Here is a 23,064-nt window from a genome sequence, read left to right as displayed (position 1 = left end):
CGCATGGTAGGGGGCAGAGGTTGAGCGAGGATTAATCCTCGCCCTCCTCCTCGTTGCCCTGATCGGCGATCCAGGCCACGCTGACGACTTCCTCGCCTTCACCGGTGTTGAACACCTTGACCCCGCCGGCATTGCGCGAGCGGAAGGAAATGCCGTCGACCGGCACCCGGATCGACTGTCCACGCGAGGTGGCCAGCATGATCTGGTCGTCCAGTTCCACCGGGAAGGAGGCCACCAGAGGCCCGCCGCGCATGGCCTTGTCCATCGCCTGGACCCCCATGCCGCCGCGCCCGCGCAGCGGGTAGTCGAAGCTGGAGCTGAGCTTGCCCGAGCCCTGCGAGGTGATCGTCAGGATCAGGTTCTCGGCCGCCGACATCTCGGCGTAGCGCTCCTGCGGCAGCAGGCTGTCGGCATTGCCGCCATCCTCGTCGGTCTCGGCATCCTCGACCACGCCGGCCATCAGCCGGCGCATCTTGAGATAGGCCGCGCGTTCGTCCGGGCTGGCTTCGAAATGTCGGATCACGGCCATCGACACGACCTTGTCGCCATTGCTCAGCCGGATGCCCCGCACCCCGTTCGACTTGCGGCCCTTGAAGACCCGCACATCGGTCGTCCGGAACCGGATCGCCCGGCCGCTGTCGGTGACCAGCATGATGTCATCGTCTTCGGATGCGATCCGTGCGTTCACCAGCTCGACCCCGTCGGCCAGTTCCATCGCGATCTTGCCGTTGCGCATGACATTGGTGAAATCGCTCAGCGCGTTGCGCCGCACGTCACCGGCCGAGGTTGCAAAGACGATGTTGAGATCGGCCCATTCATCCTCGTCCCGATCGACCGGCATGATCGCCGCGATCGACACGCCCTGCGGGATCGGCAGGATGTTGACGATGGCCTTGCCCCGCGATGTCCGCCCACCGGCCGGCAGGCGCCAGGTCTTCAGCTTGTAGACCATGCCCCCGGTCGTGAAGAACAGCAGCGGCGTATGGGTGTTGGCCACGAAGAGCGTGGTCACCACGTCCTCGTCCTTGAGCCCGCCACCCGATACGCCCTTGCCGCCGCGCTTCTGCGCCCGGAAATCGGCCAGCGGGGTGCGCTTGATATAGCCGCCGGCGGTGACCGTCACGACCATGTCCTCGCGCTCGATCAGGTCCTCGTCTTCCATGTCGCCGGACCAATCCATGATTTCGGTCCGCCGAGGCACGGCAAATTGATCCCTGATCTCGGTCAGCTCGTTGGAAATGATCTCCATGATCCGCTCGCGCGAACCCAGGATGTCGAGGTAATCCTTGATCTTGGCGGCCAGTTCTTCCAGCTCGTCCGTCACCTCGCGCACGCCCAGCTGGGTCAGCCGCTGCAGGCGCAGTTCCAGGATGGCCCGGGCCTGGGTTTCCGACAGGTTATAGGTGCCGTCCTCGTTCATCCGGTGGGTCGGATCGTCGATCAGCTGGATGTAGCCGGCGATATCGGCGGCGGGCCAGCGGCGGGTCATCAGTTTCTCGCGGGCTTCCGCCGCATCGGCCGAACCGCGGATCGTGGCGACCACCTCGTCGACATTCGACACCGCCACGGCCAGACCGCACAGGATATGGCTGCGCTCGCGGGCCTTGCGCAGCAGGTAGGCCGTGCGCCGGGCGATGACATCCTCGCGGAAATCCAGGAAGGCCGTCAGGAAGGCCCGCAGCGTCAGCTGTTCGGGCCGGCCGCCGTTCAGGGCCAGCATGTTGCAGCCAAAGGACACCTGCATCGGCGTGAACCGCCACAGCTGGTTCAGCACGACATCCGCCGTGGCATCGCGTTTCAGCTCGATCACCACGCGCACGCCGGACCGGTCGGATTCGTCCTGGACATGGGCAATGCCCTCGATCCGCTTGTCGCGCACGGCTTCGGCGATCTTCTCGATCATCGCGGCCTTGTTCACCTGGTAGGCGATCTCGTCGATGATGATGGCAAAGCGGTCCTTGCGGAGCTCTTCGACATGGGTCTTGGCCCGGATGATCACGCTGCCCCGGCCTTCGATATAGGCCTTGCGCGCGCCCGACCGGCCCAGGATCTGGCCTCCGGTCGGGAAATCGGGGGCAGGGACATAGTCGATCAGCTGTTCCGAGGTCAGATCGGGATCCTCGATCAGCGCCAGCGTCGCGTCGATCACCTCGCCCAGGTTGTGCGGCGGGATGCGCGTGGCCATGCCGACGGCAATGCCCTCGGCGCCATTGACCAGCATGTTCGGATAACGCGCCGGCAGAACCGTCGGTTCGCGGTCCTTGCCGTCGTAATTGTCCTGGAAATCGACGGTATCCTTGTCGATGTCATCCAGCAGCCCGCGCGCCGGCCGGGCCAGGCGCACCTCGGTATATCGGAAGGCCGCCGGCGGATCGCCGTCCATCGAGCCAAAGTTGCCCTGGCCGTCCAGCAGCGGCAGCGACATGGAAAAGTCCTGCGCCATCCGCACCAGCGCGTCATAGATCGCGCCGTCGCCATGGGGGTGGTACTTGCCCATCGCGTCGGCCACCGGCCGCGAGGATTTGCGGTAGGGCTTGTCGTGCGAGTTCCCGACTTCGTCCATCGCGTAAAGGATGCGCCGGTGCACCGGCTTGAGCCCGTCACGCAGATCGGGGATCGCGCGGCTGACGATGACCGACATCGCATAGTCGAGATACGAGTTCCGCATCTCGGCCTCGATCGAGACGGAGGGGCCGTCAAAGACCGGGCGTTCGGGCTTTTCGTCTTCGTTTTCAGGCGGTTCGGGAGTGTCGCTCACGTCTCGTGCCCATTCTTTTTGCAGGGTCTATATCTTGTGGTCGCACTCTAGCAGACCCGGCACATCAGGTGCAATGGCTGCCGGCCGACCCATTTGGCAGCCACTGGCGCGACCTGCCAACACCCTGTTTTTATTGAAAAGTTAATCCCGTTTGGGAAAGCTGGGGGCGAGGTAACAGACAAGAGGCAGTGAAGCAAGATGACCGAAACGGAAATGATGCTGAAGGGCTACGGGCTGACCACGGCAGAAATCTTCTACCGGATGCCGGATTATGTCCATGTTCTCAACAGTTTCGTCTGGCAGGACTATGACATCGCCCCCGATCACCCACGGCTCTTCACCTTTATCGAGTTCTGGCAGCGCGAGATCGAGGGCCCGTTGCATTCCGTCCGTTTCACCCATCGCAAGATGCTGACATCCGGCGAATGGCGCAACGTCGTGGGCGAATTCACCTATCATTGAGGCCCAACCATCGCGCCCGGCACCAACCCGGCTGGCCTGTGCGCCCAGCGCGTACAGCCGCACCTGGCTGGCCACCAGCGCCCCCAGCGGCAACTGGCCAGCCACCGCGCCCTGCACAGACTACGTGAGCCGGCAGCCCATCCCGCCCAGCGCCCGCGACGCCGACACAAGCGGGCCATCACCGCCCGCGCCGGACCTGCTGCTTCTTTCTCTTTGAAAATATCCCAACCCGACGGCTCCACCGGCACGGTCAGCCGGAACAGCTCGCCCCGCCCAGCACGCAGAACTTGGCGCAATGGGGATGGTTCAGCGCCACGTCTCCCTCGGCCTCGGCCAGGGTCGTGCCCAGTTCGAATTGCGCATCATAGGGCAGCAGGGTGCAGGCCAGCACCGCCGGCCGGTCCGCCCCCTTGCGCCGCACCACCATCCGCGACGAGGCGCACATCACGTCGTCGGGCGACTTGCCCAGGATGCCCCAGCAGGCCGTGGTGATCTCGGGCACCTCGACAGCCTCGTCCATCTCGGGGAACAGCACCGTTGTCGCCGGGGCAAAGGCATCGATGTCATAGCCCCGCTCGGCAAAGAGCGCCGCGTACCCGGCCCGGGCCTCGGCCTCGGTCTCGTGCCAGAGCGTGCGCCCGGCCACCGACAGGCTCAGCCCGGTGTCGCGCAGCCAGTCCATCCCCGTCAGCGAGATGTCAAAGGCCCCGGCACCGCGTTCTTCGTCGTGGCGCGCGGCGGTATAATGATCCAGCGAGATGCGCAGGGTCAGCCGGTCGCCGAAATCTGCGGTCAGTTGTTCCAGGCCCGCGCGGACGGCCGGACGCATCATCGGGCGCATGGCATTGGTCAGGATCAGCACCTTGTAACCGGCCTCCAGCGACAGCCGGGCCATCTGGATCATCTGCGGATTGAGAAACGGCTCTCCGCCGGTAAAGCCGATCTCGGTCACCGGCCAGTTGCGATCGGCCAGCTGGCCCAGGTAATCGGCCACGTCATCGGCCGTCAGGTAGACCATCGCGTCATTGGTCGGGCTGGACAGGATGTAGCAATTCTCGCAGGTGATGTTGCACAGCGTGCCGGTGTTGAACCACAGCGTCTCGGGCCGGGTCAGGGCCACGCGCGCCCGTGGCTCGCCGGCGGCAGTGACGGCCGGGTCGCGGAACTTGCCCTGGTTGGCGGCGGGGCGGTCGGCCCCCGGCTGGCCGGGATGTGCGAGATCTTTCATGTGCCTGTCGTCATTATGCTGGAACCTCTTGTCCCATTGACGTTATCGAACTGGGCCGGAATGGAAACCCGCAGGCCCATCCTTCTGGCGATTTCGTGATAAGTTCTTTGTTTCCTGTCATGATTGCGCTAACAGTCCAGCGAAGATCAGCGAAAGAGGCGGTGGCCTGTCGACCGCCTGCACCATGTCGGGTATCGTCCCGCACAAATGGGAGAAAGCTAATGGTATCGCGCGTTATCCCCGTGGATCCGTTCGACCTGGTCATCTTCGGAGGCACCGGAGACCTGGCCCGTCGCAAGATCCTTCCCGCCCTGTTTCACCGTTTCCATGCCGGCCAGATGCCGTCCGAGGCCCGGGTGATCGGCGCGGCGCGGGGCGAGATGTCGTCGCAGGAGTTCCGCGACTTTGCCGCCGCCGCGCTGGAGGAATTCGTGCCGGAGGCCGATCCGGTCTGGACCGGCGAGTTCCTGTCGCGGCTGGATTACGTCCAGATCGACGCCCGGGGCGATGACGGCTGGTCCGAACTGGGCGACATATTGCGCCCCGATGTGATCCGGGCGTTCTATTTCTCGGTGGCCCCGGCGCTTTTTGCCGATATCGCGGAACGGCTCAGCCAGCATGGGCTGGCCGATGCCACCAGCCGGATCGTGGTGGAAAAGCCCTTTGGCAAGAACCTGGAAACCGCCCGGGCGCTGAACCGGACGATGGCGTCCTGGTTCGACGAAAGCCAGATCTACCGGATAGACCATTACCTGGGCAAGGAAACGGTCCAGAACCTGATGGCCATCCGCTTCGGCAACATGCTGTTCGAGCCGCTCTGGAACAGCCAGTTCGTCGATCACATCCAGATCACCGTGGCCGAGACCGTGGGCGTCGGCGGTCGGGGCGAATATTACGATACCTCCGGTGCGATGCGGGACATGGTGCAGAACCACCTGATGCAGCTCTTGTGCCTGATCGCCATGGAGCCGCCCGCCAAATTCGACCCCGATGCGGTGCGGGATGAAAAGCTCAAGGTCATCCGCGCGCTGGATCCGGTGCCGCCGCATCACATCGTGCGCGGCCAGTACGAGGCCGCCGAGGACGACCCCCAGGCCTTTCCCGACTACCGCGAGGCCGTGGGCAACCCCCGGTCGCGGACCGAAAGCTATGTCGCCATGCGCGCGACGATTTCGAACTGGCGGTGGGCTGGCACGCCGTTCTACCTGCGCACCGGCAAGCGGCTTAAGGCGCGGTCGTCGGTGATCAACGTCATGTTCAAGAGCATGCCGCATTCGATCTTTGGCTCGGAGGCCGGCGAGCACCAGAACGTGCTGTCGATCCGCCTGCAGCCCAACGAGGGCATCACCCTGGGCGTGACCATCAAGGAACCGGGCCCGGGCGGCATGCGGCTGATGGATGTGCCCCTGGACATGACCTTTTCCGAAGCCCTGGGCGACGAGGGCCACCATGCCGATGCCTATGAACGGCTGATCATGGACGTGATCCGGGGCAACCAGACCCTGTTCATGCGCGGCGACGAGGTCGAGGCGGCCTGGGCCTGGACCGATCCGATCATCGAAGGCTGGGAGGCCCGTCACGACGTGCCGAAATCCTATGCCTCGGGCAGTGCGGGGCCGGCGGATGCCGACCTGCTCTTGCGGCGCAACGGGCGCGAATGGCGGGGGATCAACCCGTGATCCTGGAAACCTATCCCGACCGCGAGATCCTGGCCATGGACGTGGCCGACAAGCTGGCCTCGGAACTGCGCGCGGCGCTGGCCCATGAAGAGGTCGTGACCATGGCCCTGGCCGGGGGCACGACGCCGGGCCCGATCTTTGATGTGCTCTGCGATGTCGACCTGGACTGGGACCGCGTGCGGGTCATGCCGACCGATGAACGCTGGGTGCCGGCCGATGATGCGCGGTCGAACGAGAAACTGATCCGCGAACGCCTGTTGCAGGGCCGCGCGGCGCGGGCGCAATACGTGCCGCTCTGCGCCTGGGGCCAGGCCCCGGAAGAGGCGCTGGACGGGCTGGCCGAGCGGATCGCGCCGCTCTTGCCGCTCAACATCGTGGTGCTGGGCATGGGCGGCGACATGCACACGGCCTCGCTGTTTCCGGGCACGCCCGGGCTGAAGGCCGCCCTGGCCCCCGATGCGCCGGTGCTGGCCGTGATGCGGCCCCAAAGCCAGCCGGAACCGCGGGTCAGCCTGACCGGGCGGGTCCTGCAGGAGGCGCTGCAGACCCATCTTGTCATCACCGGGGCCGACAAACGCGCAGCTCTGGACCGGGCGCGCGAACTGCCGCTTGAAGAGGCGCCGGTCAAGGCCATACTCAACGCGACAACCATACACTGGGCGGAGTAATTCCCATGTTCGAACAATTGGCCGATCTGCGCGCCGCGGCCGCAGGGCGGCACATGCTCGACCTCTTCGAGGCGGATCCCGACCGGGCCGCCGGCTTCAGCGCCTCGACCGGCGACATGCGGCTGGATTATTCCAAGACGCTGATCGACGACGAGATCCGCGCGGCGCTGATCGCCCTGTGCGACCGGGTCGACCTGGCCGGGCGGCGGGCGGCGATGTTCGGGGGCACCCCGATCAACGAGACCGAAGGCCGGGCCGTGCTGCACACGGCGCTGCGCAACCTCGATGGCGGGCCGGTGCCGGTGGACGGCATGGATGTCATGGACGGCGTGCGCGAAACGCTGGTCGACATGCAGCGCTTTGCCGAAGCCGTGCGCTCGGGCGCCAAGACCGGGGCCGGCGGCGCCTTTACCGATGTGGTCAACATCGGCATCGGCGGGTCCGACCTGGGGCCGGCCATGGCCGTTCAGGCGCTGTCGCCCTATGCCGACGGGCCGCGCTGTCATTTCGTGTCGAATGTCGACGGGGCCCATGTGGCCGACACGCTGCGCGGGCTCGACCCGAAGACGACGCTGCTGATCATCGCGTCCAAGACCTTTACGACCATCGAGACGATGACCAATGCGCGCACGGCCAAAGCCTGGCTGACCGACGGCGGTGGCGATGCGGCGGCGCAGATGGTGGCGCTGTCGACGGCCGGCGATCGCACGGCGGCCTTCGGCGTGCTGCCTGAACATGTCTTCGGTTTCGCCGATTGGGTCGGCGGGCGCTATTCGGTCTGGGGGCCGATCGGGCTGTCGCTGATGCTGGCCATCGGGGGCAAGGCCTTTGAAAGCTTCCTGCGCGGGGCCGAGGCGATGGACGTGCATTTCAAGGCCGCGCCCTGGGCCGAGAACCTGCCGGTCATGCTGGCGCTGGTGGGGATCTGGCATCACCAGGTCTGTGGCCATGGCACGCGGGCCGTGCTGCCCTATGACCAGCGGCTGGAAAAGCTGCCGGCCTACCTGCAGCAGCTGGAAATGGAATCGAACGGCAAGTCGGTGACGATGGACGGGGTGGCGCTGGACGTGGCCAGCGGGCCGGTGGTCTGGGGCGCGCCGGGGACCAACGGCCAGCATGCGTTCTACCAGTTGATCCACCAGGGCACGGCGGTGGTGCCTTGCGAATTCATGGTCGCGGCCTTGGGCCACGAGCCGGAGCTGGCGCATCATCATCGCCTGCTGGTGGCCAATTGCCTGGCCCAATCCGAAGCGCTGATGCGCGGGCGGTCGCTGGACGAGGCGCGGGCGCGGATGGAGGCCAAGGGCTTTGAAGGGGCCGAGCTGGACCGCCAGGCGCGGCACCGGGTGTTCCCGGGCAATCGGCCGTCGACAACGCTGGTCTACCCGCAGCTGACGCCCTTCGTGCTGGGCCAGATCGTGGCGGCCTACGAGCACCGGGTCTTTGTCGAGGGCGTGATCCTGGGGATCAATTCCTTCGACCAATGGGGCGTCGAGCTGGGCAAGGAGCTGGCGACCTCGCTGGGCCCGGTGGTCGACGGAACCGAAAGTGCCGAGGGCAAGGACGGATCGACCGCGGCGCTGGTGGCCTTTGTGCATCTGCACGGCGGATCGGAAGCCGGGTAACCAGGCAGGGGTTGCGGGCAGGCCAGGCGCGCGCAGCGCGCCTGGCCTGCCCGCCGGGCGCCGCCGGAGGCGGCGCAACCACGGCCCCGGGGGGCCGTGGTGGTGGATACTTGAAAAGAGAAAGAAGCAGCACGGGCGGGACCCCGGTTTCGGGGGGAGCCCGGCCGGACGAAGGCTGTTGGGTTGCGCCGGGGCGGGGTCAGACCGAGAGCCGGGTGCCGCGGGTGCCGCGCTCGCGGTAGGGGGTCGTGTCGTAATGCGCCCGGTAGCATTTCGAGAAATGCGAGGGCGAGGCGAAGCCGCAGGCCAGGGCCACGTTGATCACCGACATGTCGGTCTGCATCAGCAGGTTGCGGGCCTTCTGCAGGCGCAGTTCCATGTAATAGCGTTTCGGCGAGCGGTTGAGGTAGCGGCGGAACAGCCGTTCGAGCTGGCGCGTGGACATGCCGACATCACGGGCCAGAATCGAGGGGCTGATCGGCTCTTCGATATTGGTTTCCATGATCTGGATGACCTGGCTCAGCTTGGGATGGCGCACCCCGATCCGGGTGGGCACGGACAGGCGCTGGGTGTCCTGGTCGGTGCGGATCGAGGAATAGATCAGCTGGTCGGCCACGGCATTGGCCAGGTCCTCGCCGTGATCGTCGGCAATGAGCTTGAGCATCAGGTCGATCGACGAGGTGCCGCCGGCCGTTGTCATGCGGTTGCCGTCGATGACAAAGACCGACTTGGTCAGGTCGACCTCGTCGAAGGCCTCGGCAAAGCTGTCCTGGTTCTCCCAGTGGATCGTCGCCCGCTTGCCGTCGAGCAGCCCGGCCATGGCCAGGGCATGGGCCGCCGTGCACAGCCCGCCGACGCCGATGCCCTTGCGGGCCTCGCGGCGCAACCAGGCCAGGACCTTCTTGGACGTGGCCGATTGCACGTCTATCCCGCCGCAGACCATGATCGTATCGTCGCGGGTCAGCTCGACGAGATCGTCGTCGAGCTTGAAGGTCGTGCCGGCCGAACAGCTGACCTCCTGGCCGCCTTCGCCGATCAGGTGCCATTGGTAGAGCGTGCGGTCACTCATCCGGTTGGCGATGCGCAGGCATTCGACGGCCGAGGCAAAGGACAGCATGCTGAACCGATCGAGCAGCAGGAAGACAAAGCGCCGGGGCTTGTCGTCGGGCGCCGGGCCGGGCCGGGCGCCGGTGGACGCGGTGGGCCGGGACGCGGATGCGCGGGGCGGAACGGGGCTGGGCGTGGCTGTGTTCGACATCGGCTGGTCCTTCTAGCGCGCGAGCCCCGTGTCCTGCCGGCGGAGGCGGGGCATCGGAGAGGGTGCTCAGGCTTCGGCCGCGTCGTCAAGTGTCGCAAATCGGTTATGGTCACCGGGGGTCGGCTTTTGTATAGGGATGCGCCATGTAACGTGAGCGGAGAGGACAACATGACCGAGTGGCTCAAGACCGGCTGGCGCAACAAACCGCGTGTGCAGATGCCGGACTATACCGATGCCGCGGCCCTGAACGGGGTCGAGGCGCAATTGTCGAAATATCCTCCGCTGGTCTTTGCCGGCGAGGCACGCCGGCTGAAGGCCGAACTGGGCAAGGCCGCCCGGGGCGAAGCCTTTCTGCTGCAGGGTGGCGATTGCGCCGAGGCCTTCGACCAGTTCAGCGCCGACGGCATCCGCGACACGTTCCGCGTGATGCTGCAGATGGCCATGGTCCTCACCTACGGGGCCAAGGTGCCGGTCATCAAGGTCGGCCGCATGGCCGGGCAATTCGCCAAGCCGCGTTCGGCACCGACCGAGACGGTCGACGGGGTCGAACTGCCCAGCTTCCGGGGCGACATCATCAACGAGCTGGCCTTCACGCCCGAAGCACGCCGGCCGGACCCGGGCAAGATGCTGCAGGCCTATACCCAGGCCGCGGCCACGCTGAACCTCATCCGGGCCTTTTCGCAGGGCGGTTTTGCCGACATGCACCGGGTTCATGCCTGGACGCTGGGCTTTGCCGACGGGCCCGAGGCCGAGCGCTATCGCGAGATGGCCGAGCGGATCCAGGATTCGATCGATTTCATGGCCGCCGCAGGCATCGACCGGGGCGCCAGCCACGAATTCTCGACGGTCGATTTCTACACCAGCCATGAAGGCCTGCTGCTGGAATACGAAGAGGCGCTGACCCGCCAGGATTCGACGTCCGGCAAATGGCTGGCCGGCTCGGGCCACCTGATCTGGATCGGCGACCGCACGCGCCAGCCCGACGGGGCCCACGTGGAATTCTGCCGGGGCGTGATGAACCCGATCGGTCTGAAATGCGGCCCGTCGATGACATCGGACGACCTCAAGCGCTTGATGGCCACGCTGAACCCCGAGAACGAGGCCGGCCGGCTGACGCTGATCGCGCGGTTCGGGGCGGGCACGGTGGGCGACCACCTGCCGCGGCTGATCCGGACGGTCGAAGAAGAAGGCGCCAACGTGGTCTGGGTCTGCGACCCGATGCACGGCAACACGATCAAGTCCTCGACGGGCTACAAGACCCGGCCGTTCGACAGCGTGTTGCGCGAAGTGCGCGAGTTCTTCGGGGTGCATGCAGCAGAAGGCACGGTGCCGGGCGGCGTGCATTTCGAGATGACTGGACAGGACGTGACCGAATGCACCGGTGGCGTGCATGCGGTGACCGAGGAAAACCTGTCGGATCGCTATCACACGGCCTGCGACCCGCGGCTGAACGCCAGCCAGTCGCTGGAGCTGGCCTTCCTGGTGTCCGAAGAGCTGACCGGCCTGCGCCGGGCCAGCCAGAACCGGGCCGTGGGCTGACACGTCGGGCGGGGCAGGGCGATTGACCCTGTGCCGCCTCCCCGGCAAGGGGCCGAGCCGTTGATCGGTTTGGGCTTGTCTCGCCGGGGATAGGGGCCGCGACTGATGGGCCCGGGATTTGGCTCAGGAACACCGGGCTATGGATCCAGGCCATTGATAGCCAACACGAAAAACGGGCCGTCCCATGGGACGGCCCGTTGTTGTTTCGGGGGTATGGCGGGGCCGGGTGCGGCCTTAATCGTCGGTCTTGACCAGCCGCAGGTAGGGCACGCCGCGTGCGGCGCGGGGCTGGGCCGGCCGGGGCTCTGGTTCGCGCGGCGCGTGGGCCCGGGTGTCGTCGACCGTGGCACTCTCGGTCGCCGGCATATCGGCGGGCCGGTCGCGATGGCCGAACCGGTCGGCCGGGGCCGGGGTGCTCAGCGCCGGGTCTTCCCAGGCCGGGCCGCGCGGGCGGGCCGGCACGGGGGTCTCGGCATCGACGGGTCGCGGACGCGGAGCCTCGCCGAATTCGACCGACGGCTCGCCAAAGCCCGGCGGAAATGCCGTGTTGGGCGCACCGCTCTCGGGCGGGGCATCGGCCCGTTCGATCCCGCCGGGCGCGCCGTCGATGTTGCGCAGCCGGGCAGAAGAGATCTCGAATCGGACCGGGGTGCGGGCCGGGCGGCCGCGTTCGGTCGACATCATCGCGCCAAGGATCCGGTCGACCCGGCCGAAATCGCTGCGCAGCGGCATCATCAGCATGCGCGCCGAGGTCGACGGCGCGCCGGTGCGGGCCACCTCGCCGCGTAGGTCCAGCTCGGCCACGGCGGGCCGGTCGAACACGGTTTCCAGCGTCGCCGACACCTCGGGCCGGGCGACCGGCGTGAAGAAGGCCGTCAGCGGCATGCCGCGCACTTCCATCCCGGCCAGGCCGCACAGGTGCTGGCCGGCAATGCGGAACCGGGCCATGCCCGGCGCGATGCGTTCCAGGATGAAGGTATATTCCAGCGTGGAGCTCATCCCGCGCGGATCGATCTGCGACCGCATCGGAATCCCGCCATCCTCGCGAAGCGCAGTCCAATACGCTTCGATCTGCCGAATGGGTGACAGGCTGACCCCGTCCAGGAACCGCTCCAATTGAATGACCTTTCCGTTGCCCGATGGGACGGATCTGCGTCTGAACACGTTGATACCTCGATTTCCACCACACGCGCATCCGCCGGGAAAGCTCCCCCAAAGAGCCTAACGACGAAATGCTTACCCAAGGCTTAACGTGCCATGAGTTGAAGAAAATCTTCAGAGGTTTCTTTACGGCTGGTTAATCCACCTCTGCAAGACTGGAGGAGTTTTCGTTAACCAAAAACACCGCATGTCCCTGATACCGCGTCCCTTTCCGGGCCTGCGCGGGGCCGCCGGGCCGGGGCCGGGCGGCACCCACCGGAAACGGGGATGTCGGCCGGCCAAAGGCGAGACGAGGCGGCGGACAGATGGACCCTGTGGCGCGACGAACGGTCTGCGGGCTTGCCCTTGAGCGAGGCTTTGCATTACCTGCGCGCAATTCGGACGGAAGGAAGACGGCCCCATGATCATGTCGATGACCGGTTTTGCCGCGGCGCGTGGTGCGCTTGGGCCCCATTCCTGGGCCTGGGAGCTGCGCAGCGTCAATGCCAAGGGGCTGGACCTGCGCCTGCGCGTGCCCGATTGGCTGGACGGGCTGGAAACCGCCCTGCGGGCCGAGCTGGGCAAGGCCGTCAAGCGCGGCAACATCACCCTGTCGCTGCGCATCCAGCGCAGCGATGACGGCGGCGGGCTGCAGCTGAACAGCGCGGCGCTGGACGTGGTGCTGGACGCGCTGGCCGAAACCGAACGGCGGGCCGAGGCGCGCGGGCTGGTTCTGGAACCGTCGCGGGCGGCCGATGTGCTGGGCCTGCGCGGGGTGTGGGATGCGGCGGCGGCCGAGGATGACACCGCGCCGCTGCTGGCGCAGCTGAAAGGCGAATTCCCCGACCTGCTTGCCGACTTCCTGTCGATGCGCAAGACCGAGGGCACGGCGCTGCAGAAGGTGCTGCTGGACCAGCTGGGCCGGGTCGAGGACCTGGCGGCGCAGGCCGCCGCGCTGGCCGAGGCGCGCAAGCCGGCCATGGCCGAGGCCCTGCGGGCCAACGTGGCAAGGCTGCTGGACACGGCCGAGGGCGTCGATGGCGACCGGCTGGCCCAGGAACTGGCGCTGCTGACGGTCAAGGCCGACGTGACCGAAGAGATCGACCGGCTGCGCGCCCATGTGGCGACCGGCCGGGGCCTGCTGGACGACCCGCAAGGCGCCGTGGGGCGCAAGCTGGATTTCCTGATGCAGGAATTCAATCGCGAGGCCAACACGCTGTGCGCCAAGTCCCAGTCGGGCGAGCTGACGGCGGTGGGGCTGGAGCTGAAAGCCGTGATCGACCAGATCCGGGAACAGGTACAGAACGTGGAATGACCATGAAGAGCGCAGACACCAAGGCCCGCCGCGGGCTTCTCGTGATCCTGTCGTCGCCCTCGGGTGCCGGCAAATCGACGCTGGCCCGGCGGCTGCGCAACTGGGACAATTCGATCGTCTTCTCGGTCTCGGCCACAACGCGCCAGCCGCGGCGCGGCGAGGTCGACGGGCAGGATTACCATTTCCTGGCCGAGAACGACTTCAAGGCCCAGGTCGCCCGGGGCGAGATGCTGGAACATGCCCATGTCTTCGGCAATTTCTACGGCTCGCCGCGGCAGCCGGTCCAGGAGGCCATCGACAGCGGCAAGGACGTGCTGTTCGACATCGACTGGCAGGGCGCCCAGCAGATCCGCAATTCGGCCCTGGGCCAGCACACGCTGTCGATCTTCCTTCTGCCCCCGTCCATCGCAGAACTGCGCCGGCGGCTGGAAGAGCGCGGCCAGGACAAGCCCGAGGTGATCAAGCGCCGCATGCTCAAGAGCTGGGACGAGATCAGCCATTGGGACGGTTATGATTTCGTGCTGGTCAACGACGACCTCGGCGCGACCGAGGCGCGGCTCAAGACGATCATCCAGGCAATCCGCCTGCGTCGCATCCAGCGCCCGGACCTGACCGACCATGTCCGCGCCCTGCAACAGGAATTCGAGGAATTGTCATGACGATCTACGCGCTGGACGGCATGCATCCGCATCTGCACGACGACACCTGGGTCGCCCCGGACGCCAACCTGATCGGCCAGGTCGTCCTGGAAGAGGCGGCCTCGGTCTGGTTCGGGGCGACGCTGCGGGCCGACAACGAGCCGATCATCGTGGGCGAGGGCAGCAACATCCAGGAAGACGTGGTCTGCCATGTCGATCCGGGCGCGCCGCTGACCATCGGGCGCGACTGCACGATCGGCCACAAGGTCATGCTGCATGGCTGCACGATCGGCAACAACAGCCTGATCGGCATGGGGGCGATCATCCTCAACCACGCGGTGATCGGCGACAATTGCCTGATCGGCGCCGGGGCGCTGATCACCGAAGGCAAGGAGATCCCGCCGGGATCCCTGGTGATGGGTGCACCGGGCAAGGTGGTGCGCCAGCTCGATGGCCAGGCCATCGCGCGGATGACGAAAACGGCGATGGGCTACCAGCAGAACATGCGGCGCTATCGCAAGGGACTGACGGTGGTGGGACGCACATGAGACGGAATGGAAAGGGGTCGCTGATGCGGCCCGACGGATTGCCCGAAAGCAGCAGCTGGCCGGTGGTGACCCCGCTGTCGCCCTCGGTGGTCTATGCCTCGGAAACGCCCGATGCGCTGGATGACCAGTACGAAGGCCGGGCCCAGGGCTTTACCTATTCCCGCGAAGGCCATCCCAATGCCGAGGTTGTCGCCGGCCGGATCGACGCCATGGAAGGCGCCGAGGGCGGGGTGGTGACCGGCTCGGGCATGGGCGCGGTGTCTGCCGTGCTGATGGGCCTTCTGTCGTCGGGCGATCACGTCATCGGGGGCAACCAGCTTTACGGCCGGTCGCTGCGCCTGATGGCCGAAGACCTGCCGCGCCTGGGCATTGCCACCACGCTGGCCGATCCCGGCGACGTGGCCAGCGTCGAAGCGGCGATCCGGCCGGAAACCAGGATGATCCTGGTCGAAGTCCTGTCGAACCCGACGCTGCGACTGGCCGATATCGACGGGCTGGCGGCGCTGTGCAAGGCGCGGGGCCTGCTTCTGGTGGTCGACAACACCTTTACCACCCCACGCAGCTTCCGGCCATTCGATCACGGCGCCGATATCGTGCTGCATTCGGTGACCAAGCTGATGGCCGGCCATTCCGATTCCATGCTGGGCTATGTCGTGGCCCGCGACGCCGCGCTGACCGAACGGATGCGGGTGTTCTCGGTGACTGCCGGGCTGACGCCCAGCCCGTTCGATTGCTGGCTGGCCGAACGCGGCCTGCTGTCCTTCGACCTGCGTTTCGACCGGGCCGAGGCCACCGCCGCCGCCCTGGCCGATCACCTGGCCGGGCAGGCCGGGGTGACCCGGGTTCTGTATCCCACCCGGGACGATCACCCCGACCATGCCAAGGCCATGGCCCTGCTGAACGGACACGGCTGCAACATGGTCAGCTTCGAGCTGGACGGTGGCCGGGCCGAGGCCAATGCCTTTGCCCGCGCGGCCCAGGGCCGGCTCAGCTTCGCCCCCACGCTGGGCGACGCCGGCACGACGCTGTCGCATCCGGCCTCGTCGTCGCACCGGGCGCTGACCGCCGAACGGCGGGCCGAGCTGGGCATGACCGAAGGCTTCTTCCGCGTGTCGGTCGGGCTGGAAGACCCGGCGGCGTTGCTGCAGGTGTTTTCCGATTGCATCGCCGCGGCCACCGCAAATTAGTTACAATGATGGGCCATGTCTGTTCGGATGAATTCTGACGAAGGAAGACCGGCCATGAACGCAACCGACCTCATTGGCGATGTCCTTGGGGCGGTGCCCCTGCCGGGGCTGATCGTGGACCAGTCGGAACGGATCATCGCGGCCAATCCGGGCGCGCTGACGCTGCTGGGCCAGCAGATCATCGGCCGCCATTTCGCGACGATCCTGCGCCAGCCGCAGGTCCTGCAGGTGGTCGAGGACAGCCTGCGCGACCGCCGCCCGCGCGAGGCCCGGCACCTGGCCAACGACGGGGTGCAGGACGCGATGTACCAGGTCTCGATCCATTACGTGAACGGGATCGGGGCGGTGAATGCCGGGGCGTTGCTGATCACCTTCCAGGACGTGACACACCTGGAACAGGCGGAACGGATGCGGCGCGATTTCGTGGCCAATGTCAGCCACGAGCTGCGCACGCCGCTGACCGCGATCATGGGCTTCATCGAAACCCTGCGCGGCCCGGCCCGCGACGATGCCGAGGTGCGCGACCGGTTCCTGGGCATCATGGAAGGCGAGGCGGCGCGGATGAACCGGCTGGTCGGCGACCTGCTGTCGCTCAGCCGGGTCGAGGACGAGGAACGCATCCGCCCGCGCGAAGAGATCGACCTGTCGGGCATCCTCGACAGCACGCTGCGCTCGGTCCGGCCGCTGGCCGAAGAGGCCGCCATGAGCCTGACCCTCGAAGCGCCCGGCGAACCGGTCATGGTGACGGGCGATGCCGACCAGCTGCAGCAGGTCTTCACCAACCTGATCGTCAATGCCATCACCTATGCGGCCTCGGGCGGCAGCGTGCACCTGGTCCTGAGCACATCCGAACGCGATCCGGCGGTGCGCGCGCCCGCCGCGCGGGTGCAGGTCATCGACAAGGGCCCGGGCATCGACCCGGTGCACCTGCCGCGCCTGACCGAACGGTTCTACCGGGCCGACAGCCACCGCTCGCGCGAGCTGGGCGGCACCGGGCTGGGGCTGGCCATCGTCAAGCACATCATCAACCGCCACCGTGGCCGGCTGCGGGTGGAAAGCGAGCTGGGCAAGGGCACGGTCTTCACGGTGATTCTGCCGCGCTGAGCGGGCAGGGGGCGATTCCCCGGCCCTGCGCCCGGGCCTGTCATGAAACCCCACGTTTTCCTCCGCGATTCGTCCCGGGCGGCGCGACGGACGGCACGGCGGCAAAAGTTGTCTGCTTGTCAGGTACTTGCCGTGACGGAAGGCTTGGCCGCGCTGGGACTCCACGAAAAAGTAAATAAAACAATAACGTTGCCGCGCCCCATGCCGAATGGGCCGGGGCCCGCCGATACCGGCGTTAAGCATAATTTGTCGAAATTCCTGAAAAGACCGCCCAGTGTCATGTGACTGTTACACAGCCGTCACAAAAGCCACACGCGCGGCCCATAGACGGGGCGCGAGGCCCTCATGGGGGGGGCCATAATCTACCCACTAGGAGACTCACATGTCTTTTGTGAAACTGACGGCCTCCACGCTGGCCATCGCCGCTGTCTCGGCCACCGCTGCCGCCGCGCGCGACAACGTTCAGGTCGCTGGTTCCTCGACCGTGCTGCCCTATGCTTCGATCGTTGCCGAAGCCTTTGGTGAAAACTTCGACTTCCCGACCCCGGTCGTGGAATCGGGCGGCTCGTCGGCCGGCCTGAAGCGCTTCTGCGAAGGCGTGGGCGAAAACACCATCGACATCGCCAATGCCTCGCGCAAGATCCGCGACAAGGAAATCGCGGCCTGTGCCGACGCCGGCGTGACCGACATCGTCGAAGTGCGCATCGGCTATGACGGCATCGTCTTCGCCAGCCAGCTGAACGGCCCCGAGTTCACCGCCTTTGAACCGGCCGACATCTTCAACGCGCTGGCCCCGAAAGTGGTCGTCGACGGCGAGCTGGTCGACAACCCCTACACCAACTGGTCGGAATTCAACGCCGATCTGCCCGACGCCGAGATCCTGGCCTTCATCCCGGGCACCAAGCACGGCACCCGTGAAGTGTTCGAAGAGAAGGTGATCGCGGCTGGCTGCGAAGCCACCGGCGCGCTGGAAGCCATGGTTGCCGGCGGCATGTCGGAAGACGATGCCGAAGACGCCTGCCTGGCCGTGCGCACCGACGGCAAGTCGGTCGACATCGACGGTGACTACACCGAGACCCTGGCCCGCATCGACAGCAACCCCAACGGCATCGGCGTGTTCGGCCTGGCGTTCTACGAGAACAACACCGACAAGCTGAAAGTGGCCACCATGTCGGGCGTCGAGCCGACCACCGAGTCGATCGCAACCGGCGAATACCCAGTGTCGCGTCCGCTGTACTTCTACATCAAGAAGGCCCATGTCGGCGTGATCCCCGGCCTGCAGGAATTCGCCGAATTCTTCGTGGCTGACGAAATCGCCGGCCCCGATGGCCCGCTGGCCAACTACGGCCTGGTGTCGGACCCCGAGCTGGCCGAGACCCAGGAAGGCGTTGCCAACCTGGTGACCATGGGTTCGGGCTCCTGATCGCCTGACTTCGTGTCGGGGGCGGCGCCTGCCGGGTGCCGCCCTTTTCCCCTTTATGACGTATTCAAAGGCGGTGGATCATGTCCCTGTCCCTGCTCATAGCAATCATCCTGGTCCTGGCCATCGTGGGCTTTGTCCTGGGCCGCCAGCGCGCCTTGGCGTCGGCCGGGGGTGAAAGCCGCGACCTGCATTCGCTGCCTGTCTATTACGGCTCCAACGTCCTGCTGTCGGTCCTGGTGCCGGCGCTGGCCTTCATCATCGTGGCCCTGGTCGCCACGCCGATCTATATCGAAAGCCATGTCTCGGGCATGATTTCCGAGGCCGACGTGGCCGAGGGATCGAACCGCGGACTGGTCATGGCCGAAGTGCGGCGCGTGGCCGAGGGGCTTGAAAATGCCGTGGCCATCGGCGCCATTCCCGACGACCTGGCCCGTGACACCGCCGCTGACCCGGCGGCCATCACCCAAAGCCTGCGCGATGCCGGCCAGGTGCTGACCGGCGACGTGACCGCCAGCATCCTGAACGCCGCCCAGGCCTATCGCGCCTCGTCCGACACGCTGCATGTCGTGCTTGTCGTCGTGGCCATCGTCCTGGCCCTGGCCGGGCTGGCCTATGGCTACCTGCGCACCGACAAGGATTTCCGCGCCCGCAACGTGGTCGAAAAGGTCATCAAGGCCCTGCTGATCACCGCGGCCTCGGTGGCCATCCTGACGACCATCGGCATCATCCTGTCGCTGATCTTCAACACGATCGAATTCTTCCGCATCTATCCCTTCACCGAGTTCTTCTTCGGCCTGACCTGGAGCCCGAGCTTTTCGGGGCGGGGCGGCCTGTCGGAGCTGGGCATCCTGCCGCTGCTCTGGGGCACGCTCTACATCTCGTTCATCGCGCTGGCCGTGGCCGTGCCGATCGGGCTGTTCGCCGCGGTCTACCTGTCGGAATATGCCTCGCCCAAGGTGCGGGCCATCGCCAAGCCCGCGCTCGAAGTGCTGGCCGGCATCCCGACCATCGTCTACGGGCTCTTTGCCCTGCTGACCATCGGGCCCATGCTGATGGCCGTCTTCGGCCGCGACGGGCTGGGCTGGATGGGCGGCGCCTCGTCGGTCATGACCGCCGGCCTGGTGATGGGCATCATGCTGATCCCCTTCGTCAGCTCGCTGTCGGACGACATCATCAACGCCGTGCCCCAGGCCATGCGTGACGGCTCGCTGGGGCTGGGCGCGACCAAGTCCGAAACCGTCAAGCAGGTCATCCTGCCCGCCGCCCTGCCGGGCATCGTGGGCGCCGTGCTGCTGGCCGCCTCGCGCGCCATCGGTGAGACCATGATCGTGGTCATGGGGGCAGGGGCCGCCGCACGGCTCAGCCTGAACCCCTTCGAAGCCATGACAACCGTGACCGCCAAGATCGTCAGCCAGCTGACCGGCGACAGCGATTTCTCCTCGCCCGAGGCCCTGGTGGCCTTTGCGCTTGGCATGTCGCTCTTTGTCATCACCCTGGGCATGAATTTTCTCGCCCTGCACATCGTGCAGAAATACCGGGAGCAGTACGACTAATGACCGACGCATCCGCACCCACGCCGATGAATCCCGGCGCCAAGAAGGGCAAGCACGCAGGCTCTCTCTATGTCGAGGACGCCCGGACCAAGAAGCGCAACGCCGCCGAAAAGCGGTTCCAGGCCTACGGCATCGCCGCGATCGGCGTGGGCATCTTCTTCCTGGTCATCCTGCTGGTGTCCATCGTCCGGTCCGGCATCCCGGCCTTCACCCAGACCTTCATCGAGGTCCCGGTCTACCTGGATGCCGCCAAGCTGGACAAGAACGGCAACCGCGACCCCGACGACCTGCGCAAGGTCTCGACATTCGGCTATGCGCCGCTGATCGACACCGCCGTCCTGACCGCCGTGCAGGAGCAGGGCATCGCGACCGAATACGAGAACGCCAAGGACATGCGCGCCCTGGTCTCGGCCTCGGCCCCGGCCCAGCTGCGCGACTACGTCCTGTCCAACCCCGACGAGATCGGCCAGACCGTCGATTTCAAGATCCTGGCCAGCAGCCGGGTCGACGGCTACATGAAAGGCCGGGTCACCCGCGAGAGCATCGCCCGTGACAAGAACATCGACGCCGCCCATCTCGACCTGGTCGATGCCATGGTCGAAAAGGGCGACATCCAGCGCACGTTCAACTGGGCCTTCATCACCGGCGCCGATGCCTCGGAAAGCCGGCCCGAACAGGCCGGGATCGGCGTGTCGATGATCGGCTCGTTCTTCATGATGCTGGTCGTGCTCTTCCTGTCGCTGCCCATCGGTGTCGCCGCCTCGATCTACCTCGAGGAATTCGCGGCCAAGAACCGGTTCACCGATCTCATCGAGGTCAATATCTCGAACCTGGCCGCCGTGCCGTCGATCGTCTTCGGTATCCTGGGCCTTGCGGTGTTCATCCAGTTCGCCCACCTGCCGCAATCGGCGCCGCTGGTCGGCGGGCTGGTGCTGACCCTGATGACCCTGCCGACGATCATCATCTCGACGCGGGCCTCGCTCAAGGCCGTGCCGCCGTCGATCCGCGATGCCGCGCTGGGTGTCGGCGCGTCCAAGATGCAGGCCGTGTTCCACCATGTCCTGCCCCTGGCCGCCCCGGGCATCCTGACCGGCACGATCATCGGCCTGGCCCAGGCCCTCGGCGAAACCGCGCCGCTGCTGCTGATCGGCATGGTCGGCTATATCGCCACCAACGTGCCCGACGGCATCGCCGCCGGCTTCCTGTCGCCCAACTCGTCGATGCCGGCGCAGATCTACGAATGGTCGAAACGTGCCGACCCGGCCTATTACGAACGCGCCTGGGGCGGTATCATCATCCTGCTCCTGTTCCTCATGACCATGAACATCATCGCAATCCTCCTCCGCCGCCGTTTCGAGCGCCGCTGGTGACCCGCTCTTCTGAAGGACCGCAAGCCATGTACGATACACCCAACAGCAGCGTTGACGTGGACGCCCGGGAAGTGAAGATCTCGGCCCGCAACGTCCAGGTCTTCTACGGCGAGACCCATGCCATCAAGGATGTCGATGTCGAGATCCAGGACAAGATGGTCACCGCCTTCATCGGCCCGTCGGGCTGTGGCAAGTCGACCTTCCTGCGCTGCCTCAACCGGATGAACGACACGATCGACATCTGCCGCGTGAAGGGCGACATCAACCTCGACGGCGAGAACATCTATGACCCCAAGGTCGATCCGGTGCAGCTGCGCGCCAAGGTCGGCATGGTGTTCCAGAAACCCAACCCGTTCCCCAAGTCGATCTACGACAACATCGCCTATGGCCCGCGCATCCACGGCCTGGCCCGCAACAAGGCCGAGCTGGACGACATCGTCGAAAAGTCGCTGCGCCGCGGCGCCATCTGGGACGAGGTCAAGGATCGCCTGCACGCGCCGGGCACCGGCCTGTCGGGCGGCCAGCAGCAGCGCCTGTGCATCGCCCGTGCCGTGGCCACCGAACCCGAGGTCCTGCTGATGGACGAGCCCTGTTCGGCGCTCGATCCGATCGCGACGGCCCAGGTCGAGGAACTCATTGACGAGCTTCGCGAAAACTACTCGGTGGTCATCGTGACCCACTCGATGCAGCAGGCCGCGCGGGTCAGCCAGAAAACCGCTTTCTTCCACCTCGGAAATCTGGTCGAGTTCGGCGAGACCGGCCAGATCTTCACCAATCCCGAAGATCCCCGCACGGAAAGTTACATTACCGGCCGCATCGGGTAACACGCGCCCCGCGCCGACAGCAGATTGGTTCAGGATCATGCAGAAACAGCATATCACCACGGCATACGACCGCGAACTCGAAGCCATCCAGGCGCAGATCATGCGCATGGGCGGGCTTGTGGAAGAAGCCATCCGAACCTCTGCCAAGGCCCTGGAAGAGCACGACACGGTGCTGGCCGACAAGATCGTCGCCCAAGATTACACCATCGACGAGCTCGACGAGCTGATCAACCAGGAGGTGGCGCGCCTGATTGCCCTGCGCGCCCCCACCGCCATCGACCTTCGGCTGATCCTGACCGTGATGAAAATCGCGGGCAGCCTGGAACGGATCGGCGATTATGCCAAGAACATGGCCAAGCGCACCCATGTGCTGGCCGGCATGCCGCCGATGCCTGCCGGAACCTCCTCGCTGCGCCGCATGGCCCGCGAGGTCGAGCGCATGCTCAACGACGCCCTGGATGCCTATATCCAGCGCGACGAGGACCTGGCCCGGGACGTGATCGACCGCGACCGCGAGGTGGATCAGATTTACAATGCCCTGTTCCGCGAATTCCTGACCTTCATGATGGAAGATCCGCGCAACATCACCCCCTTCATGCACATGCATTTCATTGCCAAGAACGTGGAGCGGATGGGCGACCATGCGACGTCGATCGCGGAATGGGTCATCTACCTGGTGACCGGCGATCGGCCTGACGAGGCCCGGCCCAAGGCCGATGTGACCTCGGAAATAAACTAGGAGAAA

19 protein-coding genes are annotated in these 23,064 nt (G+C 66.2%); 15 read left to right on the top strand and 4 right to left on the bottom strand.

Annotation, left to right across the window (positions count from 1 at the left end; translation table 11 throughout):
* Positions 1-31: 31 nt before the first annotated feature.
* Positions 32-2,758: a DNA gyrase subunit A gene (gene gyrA, locus ACK3BB_RS13825; RefSeq protein WP_428925229.1), complete on the bottom strand. Its 2,727-nt coding sequence runs from the start codon at positions 2,756-2,758 to the stop codon at positions 32-34.
* Between the two features lie 198 nt (positions 2,759-2,956).
* Between gyrA and ACK3BB_RS13820 the strand changes: the two genes are divergently transcribed.
* Positions 2,957-3,220, top strand: a complete 264-nt coding sequence (locus ACK3BB_RS13820; RefSeq protein WP_428925228.1) for an usg protein — start codon at positions 2,957-2,959, stop codon at positions 3,218-3,220.
* Positions 3,221-3,470: 250 nt separating this feature from the next.
* On the opposite strand, the gene ACK3BB_RS13815 is transcribed toward ACK3BB_RS13820, so the two are convergent.
* A complete protein-coding gene (locus tag ACK3BB_RS13815) occupies positions 3,471-4,448 on the bottom strand; it encodes a radical SAM protein (RefSeq protein WP_428925227.1) in 978 nt (325 codons plus the stop codon).
* A gap of 221 nt (positions 4,449-4,669) precedes the next feature.
* Between ACK3BB_RS13815 and zwf the strand changes: the two genes are divergently transcribed.
* Genes zwf through pgi form a run of 3 tightly spaced genes read left to right on the top strand, consistent with a single transcriptional unit; the run spans position 4,670 to position 8,420 of the window.
* On the top strand, positions 4,670-6,127 hold the full coding sequence (gene zwf, locus ACK3BB_RS13810; protein ID WP_428925226.1) for a glucose-6-phosphate dehydrogenase: 1,458 nt from the start codon (positions 4,670-4,672) through the stop codon (positions 6,125-6,127).
* The gene (pgl, locus tag ACK3BB_RS13805; RefSeq protein WP_428925225.1) at positions 6,124-6,795 is read left to right on the top strand and encodes a 6-phosphogluconolactonase; all 672 of its coding nucleotides are present in this window, start codon (positions 6,124-6,126) and stop codon (positions 6,793-6,795) included. The genes zwf and pgl overlap by 4 nt, the downstream gene beginning before the upstream one ends.
* A gap of 5 nt (positions 6,796-6,800) precedes the next feature.
* On the top strand, positions 6,801-8,420 hold the full coding sequence (gene pgi, locus ACK3BB_RS13800; RefSeq protein WP_428925224.1) for a glucose-6-phosphate isomerase: 1,620 nt from the start codon (positions 6,801-6,803) through the stop codon (positions 8,418-8,420).
* A 199-nt stretch (positions 8,421-8,619) separates the two neighbouring features.
* On the opposite strand, the gene ACK3BB_RS13795 is transcribed toward pgi, so the two are convergent.
* Positions 8,620-9,678: a GlxA family transcriptional regulator gene (locus tag ACK3BB_RS13795; protein ID WP_428925223.1), complete on the bottom strand. Its 1,059-nt coding sequence runs from the start codon at positions 9,676-9,678 to the stop codon at positions 8,620-8,622.
* Positions 9,679-9,846: 168 nt separating this feature from the next.
* On the opposite strand from ACK3BB_RS13795, the gene ACK3BB_RS13790 reads away from it, so the two are divergent.
* A complete protein-coding gene (locus ACK3BB_RS13790; RefSeq protein ID WP_428925222.1) occupies positions 9,847-11,217 on the top strand; it encodes a class II 3-deoxy-7-phosphoheptulonate synthase in 1,371 nt (456 codons plus the stop codon).
* Positions 11,218-11,451: 234 nt separating this feature from the next.
* On the opposite strand, the gene ACK3BB_RS13785 is transcribed toward ACK3BB_RS13790, so the two are convergent.
* Positions 11,452-12,381 (bottom strand): PAS domain-containing protein, encoded by a 930-nt coding sequence (locus ACK3BB_RS13785; protein WP_428925221.1) that lies wholly within the window; start codon positions 12,379-12,381, stop codon positions 11,452-11,454.
* 397 nt (positions 12,382-12,778) lie between these two features.
* Between ACK3BB_RS13785 and ACK3BB_RS13780 the strand changes: the two genes are divergently transcribed.
* The 10 genes from ACK3BB_RS13780 to phoU all read left to right on the top strand — a co-directional run bounded on the left by ACK3BB_RS13780 (position 12,779) and on the right by phoU (position 23,058).
* Positions 12,779-13,672, top strand: coding sequence for a YicC/YloC family endoribonuclease (locus tag ACK3BB_RS13780; RefSeq protein ID WP_428925220.1), 894 nt, complete (start codon positions 12,779-12,781; stop codon positions 13,670-13,672).
* A 2-nt stretch (positions 13,673-13,674) separates the two neighbouring features.
* Entirely contained in the window at positions 13,675-14,331 is a 657-nt protein-coding gene (gene gmk / locus ACK3BB_RS13775; RefSeq protein ID WP_428925219.1) for a guanylate kinase, read from the top strand.
* On the top strand, positions 14,328-14,858 hold the full coding sequence (locus ACK3BB_RS13770) for a gamma carbonic anhydrase family protein (protein WP_428925218.1): 531 nt from the start codon (positions 14,328-14,330) through the stop codon (positions 14,856-14,858). The genes gmk and ACK3BB_RS13770 overlap by 4 nt, the downstream gene beginning before the upstream one ends.
* On the top strand, positions 14,855-16,045 hold the full coding sequence (locus tag ACK3BB_RS13765; RefSeq protein WP_428925217.1) for a trans-sulfuration enzyme family protein: 1,191 nt from the start codon (positions 14,855-14,857) through the stop codon (positions 16,043-16,045). The genes ACK3BB_RS13770 and ACK3BB_RS13765 overlap by 4 nt, the downstream gene beginning before the upstream one ends.
* Before the next feature lie 54 nt (positions 16,046-16,099).
* Entirely contained in the window at positions 16,100-17,149 is a 1,050-nt protein-coding gene (locus tag ACK3BB_RS13760) for a sensor histidine kinase (RefSeq protein WP_428925216.1), read from the top strand.
* 382 nt (positions 17,150-17,531) lie between these two features.
* Positions 17,532-18,572 (top strand): substrate-binding domain-containing protein, encoded by a 1,041-nt coding sequence (locus tag ACK3BB_RS13755; protein ID WP_428925215.1) that lies wholly within the window; start codon positions 17,532-17,534, stop codon positions 18,570-18,572.
* An 80-nt stretch (positions 18,573-18,652) separates the two neighbouring features.
* A complete protein-coding gene (gene pstC, locus ACK3BB_RS13750) occupies positions 18,653-20,125 on the top strand; it encodes a phosphate ABC transporter permease subunit PstC (protein WP_428925214.1) in 1,473 nt (490 codons plus the stop codon).
* Complete coding sequence (gene pstA / locus ACK3BB_RS13745; RefSeq protein WP_428925213.1) at positions 20,125-21,495, top strand: phosphate ABC transporter permease PstA; 1,371 nt, start codon at positions 20,125-20,127, stop codon at positions 21,493-21,495. Before pstC ends, pstA begins: the two co-directional genes overlap by 1 nt.
* A 26-nt stretch (positions 21,496-21,521) precedes the next feature.
* A complete protein-coding gene (gene pstB, locus ACK3BB_RS13740) occupies positions 21,522-22,319 on the top strand; it encodes a phosphate ABC transporter ATP-binding protein PstB (RefSeq protein ID WP_428925212.1) in 798 nt (265 codons plus the stop codon).
* Between the two features lie 37 nt (positions 22,320-22,356).
* On the top strand, positions 22,357-23,058 hold the full coding sequence (phoU, locus tag ACK3BB_RS13735) for a phosphate signaling complex protein PhoU (protein ID WP_428925211.1): 702 nt from the start codon (positions 22,357-22,359) through the stop codon (positions 23,056-23,058).
* Positions 23,059-23,064 lie beyond the last annotated feature (6 nt).

It is taken from the genome of Marinibacterium sp. SX1, assembly GCF_050389775.1.
Taxonomy (GTDB): Bacteria; Pseudomonadota; Alphaproteobacteria; order Rhodobacterales; family Rhodobacteraceae; genus Marinibacterium.
Note: the sequence above shows the minus strand (reverse complement) of the source record. Positions and strands in the feature narration are given on the sequence as shown.

What these genes read in the sequence shown, in the direction of transcription:
- ACK3BB_RS13790 (WP_428925222.1), top strand. Translation starts at nt 9,847, where the DNA reads ATGACCGAGTGGCTCAAGACCGGCTGGCGCAACAAACCGCGTGTGCAG.
- ACK3BB_RS13815 (WP_428925227.1), bottom strand. Translation starts at nt 4,448, where the DNA reads ATGAAAGATCTCGCACATCCCGGCCAGCCGGGGGCCGACCGCCCCGCC.
- ACK3BB_RS13760 (WP_428925216.1), top strand. Translation starts at nt 16,100, where the DNA reads ATGAACGCAACCGACCTCATTGGCGATGTCCTTGGGGCGGTGCCCCTG.
- pstC (WP_428925214.1), top strand. Translation starts at nt 18,653, where the DNA reads ATGTCCCTGTCCCTGCTCATAGCAATCATCCTGGTCCTGGCCATCGTG.
- ACK3BB_RS13755 (WP_428925215.1), top strand. Translation starts at nt 17,532, where the DNA reads ATGTCTTTTGTGAAACTGACGGCCTCCACGCTGGCCATCGCCGCTGTC.
- pgi (WP_428925224.1), top strand. Translation starts at nt 6,801, where the DNA reads ATGTTCGAACAATTGGCCGATCTGCGCGCCGCGGCCGCAGGGCGGCAC.
- ACK3BB_RS13795 (WP_428925223.1), bottom strand. Translation starts at nt 9,678, where the DNA reads ATGTCGAACACAGCCACGCCCAGCCCCGTTCCGCCCCGCGCATCCGCG.
- phoU (WP_428925211.1), top strand. Translation starts at nt 22,357, where the DNA reads ATGCAGAAACAGCATATCACCACGGCATACGACCGCGAACTCGAAGCC.
- ACK3BB_RS13770 (WP_428925218.1), top strand. Translation starts at nt 14,328, where the DNA reads ATGACGATCTACGCGCTGGACGGCATGCATCCGCATCTGCACGACGAC.
- gmk (WP_428925219.1), top strand. Translation starts at nt 13,675, where the DNA reads ATGAAGAGCGCAGACACCAAGGCCCGCCGCGGGCTTCTCGTGATCCTG.
- pstA (WP_428925213.1), top strand. Translation starts at nt 20,125, where the DNA reads ATGACCGACGCATCCGCACCCACGCCGATGAATCCCGGCGCCAAGAAG.
- pstB (WP_428925212.1), top strand. Translation starts at nt 21,522, where the DNA reads ATGTACGATACACCCAACAGCAGCGTTGACGTGGACGCCCGGGAAGTG.
- ACK3BB_RS13780 (WP_428925220.1), top strand. Translation starts at nt 12,779, where the DNA reads ATGATCATGTCGATGACCGGTTTTGCCGCGGCGCGTGGTGCGCTTGGG.
- ACK3BB_RS13765 (WP_428925217.1), top strand. Translation starts at nt 14,855, where the DNA reads ATGAGACGGAATGGAAAGGGGTCGCTGATGCGGCCCGACGGATTGCCC.
- zwf (WP_428925226.1), top strand. Translation starts at nt 4,670, where the DNA reads ATGGTATCGCGCGTTATCCCCGTGGATCCGTTCGACCTGGTCATCTTC.
- ACK3BB_RS13820 (WP_428925228.1), top strand. Translation starts at nt 2,957, where the DNA reads ATGACCGAAACGGAAATGATGCTGAAGGGCTACGGGCTGACCACGGCA.